Origin of the sequence: Clavibacter capsici, from assembly GCF_001280205.1 — a bacterium.
In the GTDB taxonomy this organism is placed as follows: Bacteria; Actinomycetota; Actinomycetes; order Actinomycetales; family Microbacteriaceae; genus Clavibacter; species Clavibacter capsici.
Window position 1 is genome coordinate 754,515 of record NZ_CP012573.1, and the last position, 13,192, is coordinate 767,706.

At 74.1% G+C, this 13,192-nt stretch carries 12 protein-coding genes, 3 tRNA genes and 1 pseudogene; 10 read left to right on the forward strand and 6 right to left on the reverse strand.

Features of this window, described 5'->3' with window-relative positions; translation table 11 throughout:
• Positions 1-157 precede the first annotated feature (157 nt).
• Positions 158-1,204, forward strand: coding sequence for an NAD-dependent epimerase/dehydratase family protein (locus AES38_RS03700; protein WP_053773839.1), 1,047 nt, complete (start codon positions 158-160; stop codon positions 1,202-1,204).
• 33 nt (positions 1,205-1,237) lie between these two features.
• On the opposite strand, the gene AES38_RS03705 is transcribed toward AES38_RS03700, so the two are convergent.
• Positions 1,238-2,053: a TspO/MBR family protein gene (locus tag AES38_RS03705; RefSeq protein ID WP_053773840.1), complete on the reverse strand. Its 816-nt coding sequence runs from the start codon at positions 2,051-2,053 to the stop codon at positions 1,238-1,240.
• A gap of 77 nt (positions 2,054-2,130) precedes the next feature.
• Here AES38_RS03705 and AES38_RS15405 point away from each other — a divergent pair.
• Together AES38_RS15405 and AES38_RS03715 are read left to right on the forward strand one after the other, a co-directional pair.
• Positions 2,131-2,382, forward strand: a pseudogene (locus AES38_RS15405) (MarR family winged helix-turn-helix transcriptional regulator); the annotation flags it as partial.
• 232 nt (positions 2,383-2,614) lie between these two features.
• Positions 2,615-3,361, forward strand: a complete 747-nt coding sequence (locus AES38_RS03715) for a YqjF family protein (RefSeq protein WP_053773842.1) — start codon at positions 2,615-2,617, stop codon at positions 3,359-3,361.
• 19 nt (positions 3,362-3,380) lie between these two features.
• Here the strand turns inward: AES38_RS03715 and AES38_RS03720 are convergent, their stop codons facing one another.
• Positions 3,381-5,216, reverse strand: coding sequence for a glycoside hydrolase family 15 protein (locus AES38_RS03720; protein WP_053773843.1), 1,836 nt, complete (start codon positions 5,214-5,216; stop codon positions 3,381-3,383).
• Positions 5,217-5,580: 364 nt separating this feature from the next.
• Here AES38_RS03720 and AES38_RS03725 point away from each other — a divergent pair, with 364 nt between their 5' ends.
• Together AES38_RS03725 and AES38_RS03730 are read left to right on the forward strand one after the other, a co-directional pair.
• Positions 5,581-6,744 carry an acyltransferase family protein gene (locus AES38_RS03725; RefSeq protein WP_053773844.1) on the forward strand — a complete coding sequence of 388 codons (1,164 nt, stop codon included), beginning with the start codon at positions 5,581-5,583 and terminating at the stop codon, positions 6,742-6,744.
• A gap of 46 nt (positions 6,745-6,790) precedes the next feature.
• Positions 6,791-7,324, forward strand: a complete 534-nt coding sequence (locus AES38_RS03730; RefSeq protein WP_053773845.1) for an O-acetyl-ADP-ribose deacetylase — start codon at positions 6,791-6,793, stop codon at positions 7,322-7,324.
• Positions 7,325-7,394: 70 nt separating this feature from the next.
• Here the strand turns inward: AES38_RS03730 and AES38_RS03735 are convergent.
• The 3 genes from AES38_RS03735 to AES38_RS03745 form a co-directional block, all read right to left on the reverse strand.
• Positions 7,395-7,470: transfer RNA gene (locus AES38_RS03735), tRNA-Phe, on the reverse strand.
• A gap of 69 nt (positions 7,471-7,539) precedes the next feature.
• Positions 7,540-7,616: transfer RNA gene (locus tag AES38_RS03740), tRNA-Asp, on the reverse strand.
• Positions 7,617-7,638: 22 nt separating this feature from the next.
• Positions 7,639-7,711 (reverse strand) — tRNA-Glu (locus tag AES38_RS03745).
• A gap of 427 nt (positions 7,712-8,138) precedes the next feature.
• On the opposite strand from AES38_RS03745, the gene AES38_RS03750 reads away from it, so the two are divergent.
• From AES38_RS03750 to AES38_RS16200, 3 genes are read left to right on the forward strand one after another with little or no spacing between them, the layout of a single operon-like run.
• On the forward strand, positions 8,139-9,434 hold the full coding sequence (locus AES38_RS03750) for a M23 family metallopeptidase (RefSeq protein WP_053775653.1): 1,296 nt from the start codon (positions 8,139-8,141) through the stop codon (positions 9,432-9,434).
• Positions 9,435-9,447: 13 nt separating this feature from the next.
• On the forward strand, positions 9,448-10,533 hold the full coding sequence (locus AES38_RS03755) for an NlpC/P60 family protein (RefSeq protein ID WP_256998850.1): 1,086 nt from the start codon (positions 9,448-9,450) through the stop codon (positions 10,531-10,533).
• On the forward strand, positions 10,533-10,805 hold the full coding sequence (locus tag AES38_RS16200) for a C40 family peptidase (RefSeq protein ID WP_256998851.1): 273 nt from the start codon (positions 10,533-10,535) through the stop codon (positions 10,803-10,805). Before AES38_RS03755 ends, AES38_RS16200 begins: the two co-directional genes overlap by 1 nt.
• Before the next feature lie 83 nt (positions 10,806-10,888).
• On the opposite strand, the gene ppa is transcribed toward AES38_RS16200, so the two are convergent.
• The gene (gene ppa / locus AES38_RS03760; protein ID WP_053773846.1) at positions 10,889-11,410 is read right to left on the reverse strand and encodes an inorganic diphosphatase; all 522 of its coding nucleotides are present in this window, start codon (positions 11,408-11,410) and stop codon (positions 10,889-10,891) included.
• A 54-nt stretch (positions 11,411-11,464) separates the two neighbouring features.
• Between ppa and tilS the strand changes: the two genes are divergently transcribed.
• Positions 11,465-12,490: a tRNA lysidine(34) synthetase TilS gene (gene tilS, locus AES38_RS03765; RefSeq protein ID WP_053773847.1), complete on the forward strand. Its 1,026-nt coding sequence runs from the start codon at positions 11,465-11,467 to the stop codon at positions 12,488-12,490.
• 1 nt (position 12,491) lies between these two features.
• The gene (hpt, locus tag AES38_RS03770) at positions 12,492-13,043 is read left to right on the forward strand and encodes a hypoxanthine phosphoribosyltransferase (protein WP_053773848.1); all 552 of its coding nucleotides are present in this window, start codon (positions 12,492-12,494) and stop codon (positions 13,041-13,043) included.
• The last annotated feature ends 149 nt before the right edge of the window (positions 13,044-13,192 follow it).

The following is a 13,192-nucleotide window of genomic DNA, read 5'->3' on the forward strand; positions in this document are numbered from 1 at the left end:
CCGGAACCTACGCGGGCGGCGCGACGGGCGTCCACCGCGCCCCGGATGTCCGCAACCTTTCCCCCGTCGGCGCGGGTGGGGAGGGCGCGACGCGGGCGTAGCGTGCACGCAGGGCGCGGATCCGACCTGCGCCCCCGCTTCGATGACGAGGACCCCGATGACCCCAGGCGCCGCCACCCTGTCCGTGCTCTACCTCGGCGGGACGGGCACCATCAGCGCCGCGTGCGTCCGTGCCTCGGTCGCCGCCGGGATGGACGTCACCGTCGTCACGCGCGGCGCCGACGGGAAGGGCCGCGGCCTCCCCGACGGCGTCACCCCGCTCGTCGCCGACGTCACGGATCCCGACGCCCTCCGCGCCGCGCTCGGCGACCGGTCCTTCGACGCGGTCGTCGACTTCCTGACCTTCGACGCCGCGGGCGCCGACCGCCGCGTCGAGGTCTTCGCGGGCCGCACCCGCCAGTTCGTCGCCATCAGCTCGGCCTCGATCTACCGCAAGCCCGCGCTCCAGTCGCCCATCACCGAGTCGACGCTCCGGGCCAACCCGTTCCTCGCCTACGCGCGCGACAAGATCGCCATGGAGGACGCGTTCCTCCGCCACCACGCGGAGAGCGGCTTCCCGGTGGTCATCGTCCGCCCGTCGCACACCTACGACGAGGTGAGCCCGCCGCTCGCGGGCGACTGGACGGTCGTCGACCGCATCGCGCGCGGCGAGGAGGTCGTGGTCCCGGGCGACGGCACGTCCCTCTGGACGCTCACGCACGCCGACGACCTCGCGGTCGGCCTCGTCGGGATCCTCGGCGACGAGCGCGCGACGGGCGAGGCCCTGCACATCACGAGCGACGACGTCATGACGTGGGACCGGATCCACCACCTCGTCGCCGACGCCCTGGGCGTCGAGGCCCGGCTCGTGCACGTGCCCGCCGAGCAGTTCCCCGTCGTCGAGCCGGACTGGGGCTGGTCGGAGCTCGTCGTCGGCGACCTGTCGCACAGCGCGGTCTTCGACACGACCCGGATCCGGCGGCTCGTGCCCGCGTTCCAGCCGCGGATCCCGTTCCACCTCGCCGTCCGCGGCATCGTCGCGTGGCGGGCGGCGCACCCCGAGCTCACGCGGCCGGACGCGGACACCGACCGCCGCATCTCGCGCCTGGTGGCGGCGAAGCACGCGGCCGACGCGGCCTACCGGGCGGCCGGCGCCGAGCGCTGACCTCCGCTCCCCGCCGGCGCGGGCGGCGGCGGATCAGCGCGCGACGGCCTCGCGCGGGGCGATCCGCCCGGTCCACCCGGCGCGGGCGCGCGCCACGAGGGTCACGATCACGACCACGGCGGCCGCCACGATCGCCGCGACGGCGGCCGGCGTCGACAGCAGCTCGCCGGTGAGCCGCCCGACGGCGACCCACGCGAGTCCCCACGCGATGGCCGCGGCCGGCGCGAGGCGCCCGCCGTCGCGCACGGCGAGGAGCGCGCCGATCGCGCCCACGAGCAGCAGGATCACGACGGCCCAGGCGTCGCGTCCCGTCGTGCCGGGACGCAGGCCCGACGCGGTGAGGATCGCGGCCACGTTCGCGACGGTCGCCACGCTGACCCAGCCCAGGTAGAGGCCCATGGTCCCGTCGAGCACGACCGCCTCGACGCCGTTACGCGGGCGCGTGGCGAGCAGCGCCAGGAAGGTCCACACGAGCGTCGCGAGCAGCGCCGCGATGACGACGCCGCTCAGGACGAGGAGCCCGGCCTGCGCCGTGAGGATCCACGCGGCGTTGAGCACGAGGGTCACGGCCACGGGGTAGCCGACGCGGCGCTGGCGCTCGTCGGCGCGCTGGGCGGGGAGCGCCTGCCAGACGGTGTACGCGACGAGGCCGAGGTAGATGACGCTCCAGATGGAGAACGCCGGGCCGGCCGGCGCGACGGGCGTGTAGCTCGCGCTGAGGGCGCCGCTCGACGCGTTCTGGATGCTCCGGTCGCTGAACGCGCCCGAGCCGAACGCGGAGCCCACGATCGCGAACGCCATGCTCGAGATGACGACGATCTGGCGGACGATGTCCTTCACGGTGCCCATGCGGCCTGCTCCTCTACGATGGGATTGTCAGCAGGCGGATAGTAAGCCTGCTGACGATGACTGTAGCAGGAGGTGCCATGGCCGGAGAGGCCGTGCAGGACGAGCTCGCCAGCTGGCCCACCGGGCGGCTGCTCTCGACGGCCGCGCGCGCGGTCGAGCACGCGTGGGCGGAGGCGCTGACGACCCTCGGGGTCACGCACGCGGGCCTCATCGCGCTGCACCTGCTGCGGGACGGGCCGCTCAGCCAGATCCAGCTCGCCCGCTCCGCGCACGTCGAGACGCAGACCATGTCGCGCACGCTCGAGCGGCTGGAGCGGGAGGGGCTCGTGTCGCGCGCACCGGATCCCGCGGACCGCCGCCGGCACGTCGTCGCCCGCACCGCGGCCGGCGCCGCCGCGTGGGAGCGCGCGCAGGCCCTCGAGCAGGACGTGGTCCCCGAGATCGCCCGCTCCGAGGCGATGCGCCGCGGCCTCATCGACGTGATCCGCGCGGCCGGCCGCCCGGCCCCGCCGCCGACCCCGCGCCCGAGCCGACGGCCCCCGCCCCGCGGAAGCGCGCCCGATGACCCGCCCCGCCGATCCGGACCCGATCTCCGCCGCCGCCCCCGACCTCCCCGGCCGCGCGGTCATCCGCCAGGTGTGGAGCGACCTCGCCTTCGTGCACTGGCGCGTGGATCCGGCGCTCGTCGCCCCGCTCCTCCCGCCGGGCACGCGCCCCGACGTGCACGACGGATCCAGCTGGGTCGGCCTCATCCCGTTCGTCCTGTCGCGCAGCGCCTTCCCGCCGCTGCCGCCCGTGCCGTGGGCCGGCACCTTCGCCGAGCTCAACGTGCGCCTCTACAGCGTCGGCGACGACGGCCGCCGCGGCGTCGTCTTCCGCTCGCTCGAGGCCGCCAAGCTCCTGCCCGTGATCGGCGCGCGCGTCGGCCTCGGCCTGCCCTACATGTGGGCGTCGATGACGCACGAGGAGCACGACGGCGTCGTCACCTACACGTCGCGCCGGCACACGGGCGCGCGTCCGACCTCCCGCCTCTCCGTCCGCCCGCTCGGCGAGGAGGTGGCGGGGGATCCGCTCGCCGACTTCCTCACCGCGCGCTGGGGCATGCACGTGGCCCGCGGCGGCGTCACGCGCTACTGGCCGAACACGCACGACGCGTGGACCCTGGAGCGCGCCGAGCTGGTGGACATCGACGACGAGCTGGTCGCGGCCGCCGGCCTCCCCGGCGTCGTCGACCGCGCGCCCGACTCCGTGCTGTTCTCCCGCGGCGTCCGCACGGAGTTCGCGGGTCCGCTACGACCGCGCGCCTGACGCGCGCCCGCCGGAGCGGCTAGCGCTTCGCGCGCGGCGTCCGCGTCGAGCGCCGCTTCCCGCCCGACAGCTCGTCGACGGTCAGCGCCGCGCTCACGAGCGCGAGGTGGCTGAGCCCCTGCGGCAGGTTCCCGAGGAACGAGTGGTCGTCGGCGTCGATCATCTCGGAGTAGATCCCGACGTCGTTGCCGAGGTCGACGAGCTGGTCCATGAGCTCGCGCGCCTCGTCCATCCGCCCGACGCACGCGTACGCGCCGGCGAGCCAGAACGCGCACGCCGTGAACGTCCCCTCCTCCTCGGGCATGCCCGAGTACCGGTAGAGGAGCGGGCCGCGGCCGAGCTCGGAGCGGAGGGCGTCCAGCGTCCGGGACATGCGCTCGCCGCGGTCGAAGCCGGAGACGGCGTGCAGCAGGATGCTCGCGTCGAGGCGCTGGCTGCCCGGGTGCATCACGTAGGCGCCGCGGCCCTCGTCCCAGCACTCCTCCTCGACCCAGGTGCGGATCCGGTCGCGCTCGGCCCGCCAGCGGTCCGGCACCCCGGGGATCTGCCCGACCTCCGCGAGCTCCACCGCGCAGTCGAGCGCCTGCCAGCAGCCGAGCTTGGAGGTCGTGTAGTGCTGCTCGTCCTCGAGCTCCCACATGCCGGCGTCGCGCTTCTGCCACATGTCGCACGTGCGGTCGGCGAAGGTCGCGAGCAGCCGGCCGGTGTCGGCGTCGAGCACGTTGCCGTCGCGGACGTAGGTGCGCACGACGTCGAAGAGGTCGCCGAAGACGCCGAGCTGCAGCTGCGCCTGGGCGTCGTTGCCGTCGACCACGGGGCCGACGCCGCGCCAGCCGGGCACCTCGGGGTTCGAGCTGCCCTCGGGCACGCCGCCCTCGAGCGAGTAGAAGACGTGGAGGTCGGGGCCGTTGTCGCGGATCGTGCGCAGCATCCACGACACCGCCGCGTGCGTCTCCTCGCGCAGGCCGAACTTCACGAGCGCGTTCACCGTGTACGCGAGGTCGCGCACCCAGGCGAAGCGGTAGTCCCAGTTCTTGCCGCCGCCCATGCGCTCCGGCAGCGAGGTGGTGGCGGCCGCGGCGATGGATCCGGTGGGCGCGTGCACCAGCAGCTTGAGCGCCAGGGCGCTGCGCTGCACGGCCTCGGCCCACTCGCCCTCGTAGCGGAACTCGGTGCTCCACTGCTGCCAGTTGCGGATGGTGCGGTCGATGCCCTCGTCCACGATCTCCGGGTTCGGGATCCGCACGGGCTCCCGCTGCGTGCCCACCAGCGTGATCACGTGGCGCGACCCCTCCTTCGCGGTGAACGCCCCCGAGAGCGACTGCGTGCCGGGTTCCGCCGGGCCGTGGTCGAGCCCGACGACCGCGAGCGTCACGCCGTCGACGCGGATCACCGGCCCGTTGCTCGTGGACTGCACCCACGGCGACGACGTGCCGAGCGCGGTGCCCGGCGCGACGAGCCAGCTCATGGCGACCTCGCCCGTGAGCCCCTCGATCCGCCGCCCCAGCTCCGACCACGGCAGCCGCCCCGCGACCCCGGTGACGAGCGCGTCCGTCACGCGCACGCTGCCCGACGCCGTGGTGAAGGTGGTGGTGAGCACGTTGGTGCCGGGCACGTACGCGCGCGTCACCTCGAAGTCCTCGTCGGGCCGCAGCGTGATCCGCCCGCCGTGGGGCGCGTCGAGGATCGCGGCGAACGCGGGCGGCGTGTGCAGGTCGGGCAGCGGCAGCCAGTCGATGTCGCCGTCCTCGGCGATGAGCGCGACCGTGCGCCCGTCCCCGATGGCGGCGTAGCTGCGGAGCGCGATGTAGCCGTCGATGCGCTCGGGTGCGGGGCGGGAAGCGGGCTGTGCCATGGGACTCCTGTCGACGCCGGCAGGAGGAGCACCGACCCGTCCAGTATCCCCGGGCGGCCTCGCCGCGACCCGTCCGCGGACCGCACGGGGAGATGACGGCCCGCCGAGAGCGCATCCCGGACAGCCCGACGGACCACGGCCAATCCGATCCTCCCCGGGTTCCGAAAAGGGCCGATGTGCCCGGAGCGAACCCGAACCGTCCCGGTCACGGCCCGCCGGACAGCGTCGTCCGCGCGGGATCCCGCATCGTGCCCCGCTCGGGGGGACGCGCGTCGGCGGGTCCCGGCGGTACGATCACGGGACCCGAGCACCGCGCCGCACGCAGGAGCTACCCGACTCCTCGCCGGCGCATCAGAGAAGAGCCATGGCCCTCCCATCCATGAGATCGCGCTCCCGCGCGCGCACGCACGCCGCCGCCCGCCCCGCCGCGGATCCCGCCGTCCCCGCCGCCGGCCGCCCCCGCTTCGAGTGGATCGACGCGGGCAAGGGCGCCTGCATGGTCCTCGTCGTCCTCCTGCACCTCTCCCTCATGTACGAGAACGAGGTGAACGAGGGCGCCGCCGCGCTGTGGTGGGACGTCAGCTCCGCCTTCGCGCCCCTGCGCATGCCGCTGTTCTTCTTCATCTCGGGCTTCCTCGCGACGCGCGCCGTCGAGCGCCCGCTCGGGGCGACCCGGGGGCGGACCCTCGGCATCTACTCCGTCTACGCGATCTGGACCCTGCTCTTCCTCGCGCGCCTGTTCGTCCCGCAGGCGCGCGGCGGCGGCGCGGCGCCGACGCCGGGCGAGCTGGCGCTGAGCCTGGTGCTGCCGACCTCGTACTGGTACCTGTGGGCGCTGCCCGTGTTCTTCCTCGTCGCCTGGGCGTGCACCCGCCTGCTCGGCGAGCGCCGCGCGTGGGCGCTGATCCCGTTCGCCGCGCTCGCGGCCGCCGCGCCGCTGCTCAAGCCGCTCACCGCGGGCCTCCTCACGGAGCCGATGGACGCGGTCAAGCTCAGCTCCATCGCGGCGAACCTCGTCTGGTTCTACGCGGGCGTCGTCGGCCGCGACGCCTGGCTGTCGCTCATGCGCCGCGCGACGCCGCTCACCGCGGCGCTCGCGGTGGTCGCGTACGCCGGCGTCTTCGTCGCCCTGCGCGCCACGGGGAACGGCCTGGTCCTCACCTTCGCCATCGCGGCGGTCGCGCTCCTCGCCGGCAACCAGGTCCTCGCGGTCGTCGGCATGCAGAACCCGCTGGCCCGGGCGCTGCGCTGGGTCGGGCGGCAGACGCTCCCCGTCTACGTCTTCCACATCTTCCTGGTCTCCGCCCTGAGCGCCGGCCTCAAGCTGACGGGGCTCGTTCCCGTGCTGCAGCAGCACACGCAGGTCTGGGGCGCGATCCTGCCGATCGCCCTGCTGGTTCCGGTCGTGGTCGCGAGCCGGATCATCGGCGCCGCCGTCCTGGGCTCCCGGCTCCGCTGGATGCTCGAGGGGCCGCGCTGGCTGACGGCGAGCCGCACCGTCGCTCCGGCGGACGCATCGCGCGCCTGACCCGCGACGCGCCGACGCCGCGTCGCCGCCGGGCCAGGCTGGGGGCATGACCCAGCTCGAGGCCGTGCGCGGCGACATCACCCGCCAGGACGTGGACGCGATCGTGAACGCGGCCAACTCGTCGCTCCTCGGCGGCGGGGGAGTGGACGGCGCGATCCACCGTGCGGCCGGGCCCGAGCTGCTCGCCGCCTGCCGCAGGATCCGCGCGGAGGGGCTCCCCGACGGCCTGCCCACGGGCGACGCCGTCGCGACGCCCGGCTTCCGCCTGCCCGCACGCCACGTGATCCACACGGTCGGCCCCGTCTGGTCGGCCTCCGAGGACCGCACCCCGGTGCTCCGCAGCGCCTACCGCCGCTCGATCGAGGTGGCCGCGGGCCTCGGGCTCCAGAGCGTCGCGTTCCCGGCGGTCTCGGCCGGCGTCTACGGCTGGCCGGTCGACGACGCCGCGCGCGTGGCGGTCGGAGCCGTGCGCGAGGCGCTCGCGGACGGCGCGGGCGACGGGATCGAGCTCGTGCGCTTCGTCCTGTTCTCCGACCGGGTGCTCGCGGAGTTCGCGACCGCGCTCCAGGCCGACGCCTGACGCGTCACGCCCGGGGAGTGCCGGGGGCAAAGGGAGAGCCGGCCCTGCCGTCTGGGACGGGGACCGGCGATGGTGCCTGGACGCGGCGTCGATCCGCGGACCTTTCGATTTTCAGTCGAACGCTCTACCAACTGAGCTACCCAGGCGAGCGGGCGACTTCGAGAAGACGCCCACATCGGACAGAAGCCCTCTCGTGCGAGAGGGCTTCCCATCCGTGGCGACCCTGACGGGACTTGAACCCGCGACCTCCGCCGTGACAGGGCGGCACGCTAACCAGCTGCGCTACAGGGCCTTGCATGTCGGTCCTTGCTCGGTGACCCCAACGGGATTCGAACCCGTGTTAACGCCGTGAAAGGGCGCCGTCCTAGGCCACTAAACGATGGGGCCGCTCGCCCTGGTCTCCCAGGCCTCGCAGCAACCGACACGTCAGCATAACCGCACTCCGGGCGAGGACTCAAATCGGGCGTCCGGTGGGGAGGCGCGGCCCCGCCAGCATGCGGATCCAGCGGCGTGTCGCGCGCCCGCTCGCCGTCCATCCCGCCCCGCGCGAGCAGGGACCGCCGAGCTCCTGGGAGGTTCGCGACACGGTCCGCGCGCTGCCCCGGTGTCACCCTTCCGCGGGGTTAGCCTTCGCTCGACCCTCCCGGGAGAGGGGATCCCCGCGGGGATCCCCGCGTCCGCGCGCTGTGCGCCGCGGATCCCCGTTGTTACTGTGAGAGCCGGTGACGGTGTGACGGATGTGATCCGCGACGCCCCGCCGGACCCGCGGGGAGGCGCAGCCGGCCAGCCGGGCGACACGATGATCGGGAACACCATGCACCAGGACCTCCTCCGGAGATCGCGCCCCTCGGGCGCGACGCCAGCGCGCCCGCGCGGTCGCCGCACCCTCCAGGCGATCGTCGCGATCACCGCCGTCCTCCTCACCGGCTCGATTGCGGCACCCGCGCATGCCGACACCTTCGCCTCGTGGGACGACGTGCAGAAGGCGCGCGGCGACGAGCAGGCGCAGCAGGCGCTGGTGCAGAGGATCAACGACGAGATCGCCTCGCTCCAGCAGCGCGTGACCGACGCGCAGGCCCTCGTGGTGCAGCGCGGCGACGAGCACGACAAGGCGCAGCAGGCGGCCGACGACAAGCACGAGGAGACGGTCCAGCTCCAGCAGAGGGTCGAGGCCGCGGACGCCAAGGCCACCCGGTCGCAGGACCAGGCCGCGGGCCTCGCCAAGCAGCTGATGCGCACCGGCGGGCAGAACCTCTCCGGCACCCTCCTCCTCAGCGAGGGCGACGGCACCGACGACCTCCTCGACAAGCTCGGCACGATGAGCAAGGTCGCCGAGAAGTCCGACCAGATCTACGCGATCGCCCTGCAGGACCGCAACGCGGCCAAGTCCCTCAGCGACCAGGCGCAGGTCGCGCTCACCGAGCTCGACGCCCTGAACGCCAAGGCCGAGCAGCTCCTCCAGGAGGCCGCGCAGGCGCAGGCCGACCTGGAGCAGGCGCTCGAGGACCAGAACGCGCAGAAGGCCGACGCCGACGCGAAGCTCGCGGTGATGGCGGAGAACCGCGAGGCCACCGAGGACGACTACCAGGCCGGCGTCCGCAAGCGCCAGGCCGACGCCGACGCCCTCGCGGCCAGCCAGGGACGCGCCGGCGGCGACGTCTCCCCGGGCGCGATCAGCTCCACCGGCTGGACCGCCCCGCTGCCGGGCGCGAACACCAGCGGCTACTTCGGCCCGCGCTTCCACCCCATCCAGCACCGCATGATCTTCCACGCCGGCGAGGACCTCGTCCGCGGCGCCACCTGCGGCGCGACCCAGTACGCGGCGCACTCCGGCGTCGTCACCTTCGCGGGCTGGAACGGCGGCTACGGCAACTACATCCGCATCGACCACGGCGGCGGCGTCTCGTCCGCGTACGGCCACATCATGAACGGCGGGACGCTCGTGCGGAACGGCCAGCAGGTCGTCGCCGGACAGCCCATCGCCCAGACGGGCACGACCGGCGGCTCCACCGGCTGCCACCTCCACTTCGAGATCCGCATCAACGGCAACGCCGTCGACCCCGTGGCGTTCATGCACGGCCAGGGTGTCTCCATCACCAGCACGCACTGACATGAGGAACGACATGAACCACCTCCGCCCGACCACGGTCGTCATCTCCACGCTCGCCGTGGGCGTCATCGCGGTCTCCAGCGGCGTCGCCGCGCAGACCGCGTTCGCCGCCACCGACTACCCCTCGTGGGCGGACGTGCAGGCGGCCAAGGGGAACGTGGCCGACACGCAGGCGGCCATCGACCGGGTGACGGAGCTGGCGACCGGCCTGCAGGTGTCCGCCGACCAGGCAGGCAAGGCCGCGCTCGTGGCCGGCGAGAAGTACGCGCAGACCCAGGCCGCGCGCGACGCGCAGGCCGACAAGCTCGCGCGCCTGCAGAAGAAGGCGGACGAGGCGCAGGCCACGGCCCTCACCAGCCGGATGCGCGCGGGCCTCCTCGCGAGCCACCTCGCGCGCGCCGGGGGACAGGACCTCACCGCGAGCCTGTTCGCGTCCGACGGCGACGACGCCGAGGAGCTGCTCCGCTCGCTCGGCACCATGACGAAGCTGTCCGAGAGCACGCAGTCCGTGTACCAGCAGGCGCTCGCGGACCGCAACAGCGCGGCGTCGCTGAGCGACCAGGCGCAGGTCGCCAAGGACGAGCTGGCGCGCCTCGCCGACGAGGCGCAGAGGTCGCTCGACTCCGCGAACTCCGCCGCCGCGACCGCCGAGGCCGCCGTGGCCGAGCAGACGCGCAACAGCGACCAGCTCATCGCGCAGCTGGCGCTCCTCAAGGACTCGACCTCGGAGATCGAGGCGCAGTACATCCAGAGCATCACGCAGCCGCCGATCCCGGCGGCCGTCGCGGCGCCCTCAGGCGGCTCCGGCGGCGGCGGTCCGGCCTCGAGCGGTGGCGGTGGCGGTGCGTCGTCCGGCGGTGGCGGTGGCGGATCCTCGTCCTCCGGCGGCCGATCCTCCTCCGGCGGTGGCGGCTCGTCCTCCGGCGGTGGCGGCGGCGGCGGATCCAGCGCCCCGGCCCCCGCGCCCGCGCCCGCCCCGGCCCCGCGCCGTCGGGCAACGCGGCCCAGGTCGCGATCGCCTTCGCCAAGGCGCAGCTCGGCGAGCCCTACCAGCTGGGCGGCGCCGGCCCGAGCCAGTGGGACTGCTCGGGCCTTGTGATGATGGCGTACCGCGCCGCGGGCATCGACGTCGGCAGCCACTCGGTGAGCAGCCAGTACAACAGGATGCAGTCGCAGGGCCGCCTCGTCCCGTTCTCGCAGCGCCAGGCCGGCGACATCATCTTCTGGAACAGCGGCGACGGCTTCTACCACGACGCCATCTCGCTCGGCGGGGACACCATCATCGCGGCGCCCAAGCCCGGCGACGTGGTGAAGATCCAGGGCCTGTGGGGCGGCAGCGACCTCATGCCCTACGTGGGCCGACCCGGCTGATCCGCGACCCCCGGACACGACGACGCCCGCCTCACCGCATCTGCTGCGGGGGCGGGCGTCGTCGTGTCAGGCGGGGACGCGGATCAGGCGTCCTCCTCCGGCTCGCCGCCGTGGCCGTCGCCCTCGGCCTGGAGCTTGTCGAAGCCGGCCTGGACGATGCGCTCGGCCTCGGCCGCGTCGCCCCAGCCCTCCGTCTTGACCCACTTGCCGGGCTCGAGGTCCTTGTAGTGCTCGAAGAAGTGCTCGATCTCGCTGCGCGTCTGCTGCGGCACGTCCGCGATGTCCTGGATGTGGGCCCAGCGCGGGTCCTTGGCCGGGACGGCGATGACCTTGGAGTCGATGCCGGCCTCGTCGCTCATGTTGAAGACGCCCACGGGACGGACGGCGACGCCGACGCCGGGGAAGACCGGGTACTCGAGGAGCACGAGCACGTCGACGGGGTCGCCGTCGAGGCCGAGCGTGTTCTCGAAGAAGCCGTAGTCGGTCGGGTAGACGAACGACGTGAAGAGCACGCGGTCGAGGTACACGCGGCCCGTCTCGTGGTCGACCTCGTACTTGTTCCGGGACCCCTTGGGGATTTCGATGACGACGTCGTAGCTGGCCATGGGCGTGCTCCTCGTGGTTCTGACGTGGGCGGGATGCTGCCATAACGTTAGTGGATGCCCTCCGAGCGCCCCCGTCTGACCCCCGCCGTCGCGGACCTCCGTCGGGCGGTGCGCGACGCGCTCGCGACGCCGGCCGGATCGCCTTCCGGGCCCGTGCTCGTGGCGCTCTCGGGCGGGGCCGACTCGCTCGCCCTCGCCGCGGCCGCCGCCTTCGAGGGACCGCGCGCCGGGGTCGCCGCGGGCGCGGTCGTCGTCGACCACGGCCTCCAGGACGGATCCGCCGACGTCGCCGCGCGCGCCGCCGACGCCGCGCGCGCCCTCGGCCTCGACCCCGTCGTCATCACGCGTGTGCGGGTGGATCCGGGCGCCGACGGCCCCGAGGCCGCCGCCCGCGCCGCCCGCTACGCCGCGTTCGACGACGCGCTCCGGGAGACCGGATCCCGCGCGCTCCTCCTCGCCCACACCCTCGACGACCAGGCGGAGACCGTGCTGCTCGGCCTGGCACGGGGATCCGGCGCCGCGAGCCTGCACGGCATGGCGCGCTCCGCGCCCGCGCGCACGGCCGACGCCGTCTACCTCCGGCCGCTGCTCGGGATCCGCGCCGCCGCCACCCGCGCCGCGTGCGCCGACCAGGGCCTCGAGCCCTGGCAGGACCCGCACAACGCCGACCCCGCGTACGCCCGCGTGCGCGTCCGCCACCAGGCCCTGCCCGTGCTCGAGCGCGAGCTCGGACCGGGCATCGCCGAGGCGCTCGCCCGCACGGCCGACCAGCTGCGCGAGGACGACGACGCGCTCGAGCACTTCGCCGCCGAGATGATCGAGGAGATCGCCGACCACGCCGAGGCCGGCATCTCGCTCGAGGTGGCCTCGCTCCTCGCCGCGCCGCCCGCCCTCCGGCACCGCCTGATCCGCCTGGCCGCCCGCGAGGAGTTCGCCGCGCACCTCTCGCGGACGCACGTCCTGGAGGTCGCGCGGCTCGTGACCGACTGGCACGGGCAGGGCCCGGTCGACCTGCCGGGCGTTAGGGTCGTACGCAGGGACGGACTCCTCGTCCTCAGCGCCAGGACGACGGAAGAGTGACATGAGATCCACCGACATCGCCGACGACCTGACCCGGGTCCTCCACACCGAGGAGGAGATCCACGGCCGCATCGCCGGGATGTGCCGCGAGATCGAGCGTGACTACGCCGGCGAGGAGCTCCTCCTCGTGGGCGTGCTGAAGGGCGCGGTCATGGTCATGGCCGACCTCGCGCGCGAGCTCGAGCTGCCGATCCACATGGACTGGATGGCCGTGAGCTCCTACGTCTCCGGCACGAAGTCGAGCGGCGTCGTCCGCATCCTCAAGGACCTCGACGCCGACCTCTCGGGGCGCCGCGTGCTCATCGTGGAGGACATCATCGACTCCGGCCTCACGCTCTCCTGGCTGCTCGCGAACCTCCGCTCGCGCGGCGCCGCGAGCGTCGAGGTGTGCGCCCTGCTGCGGAAGCCGGAGGCGGCGAAGATCGCGGTGGACGTCAAGTACGTGGGCTTCGAGATCCCCGACGACTTCGTCATCGGCTACGGCCTCGACTACGCCGAGCGGTACCGCAACCTCCGCGACGTCGCGATCCTCGCGCCGCACGTCTACAGCTGAGGCGCCCCGCTCCTCCTACCCGCCTCCGGGCGGCCGCACGTTCGGCTGGCGGCGAACACCGCGACCATGCCCAGACAGCCGCTTGTATCCTCGAAGACATCTCGTCGCCGTACGGCGCGGCACGGGCAGAAAGGTGTCGGGCCCGCGCC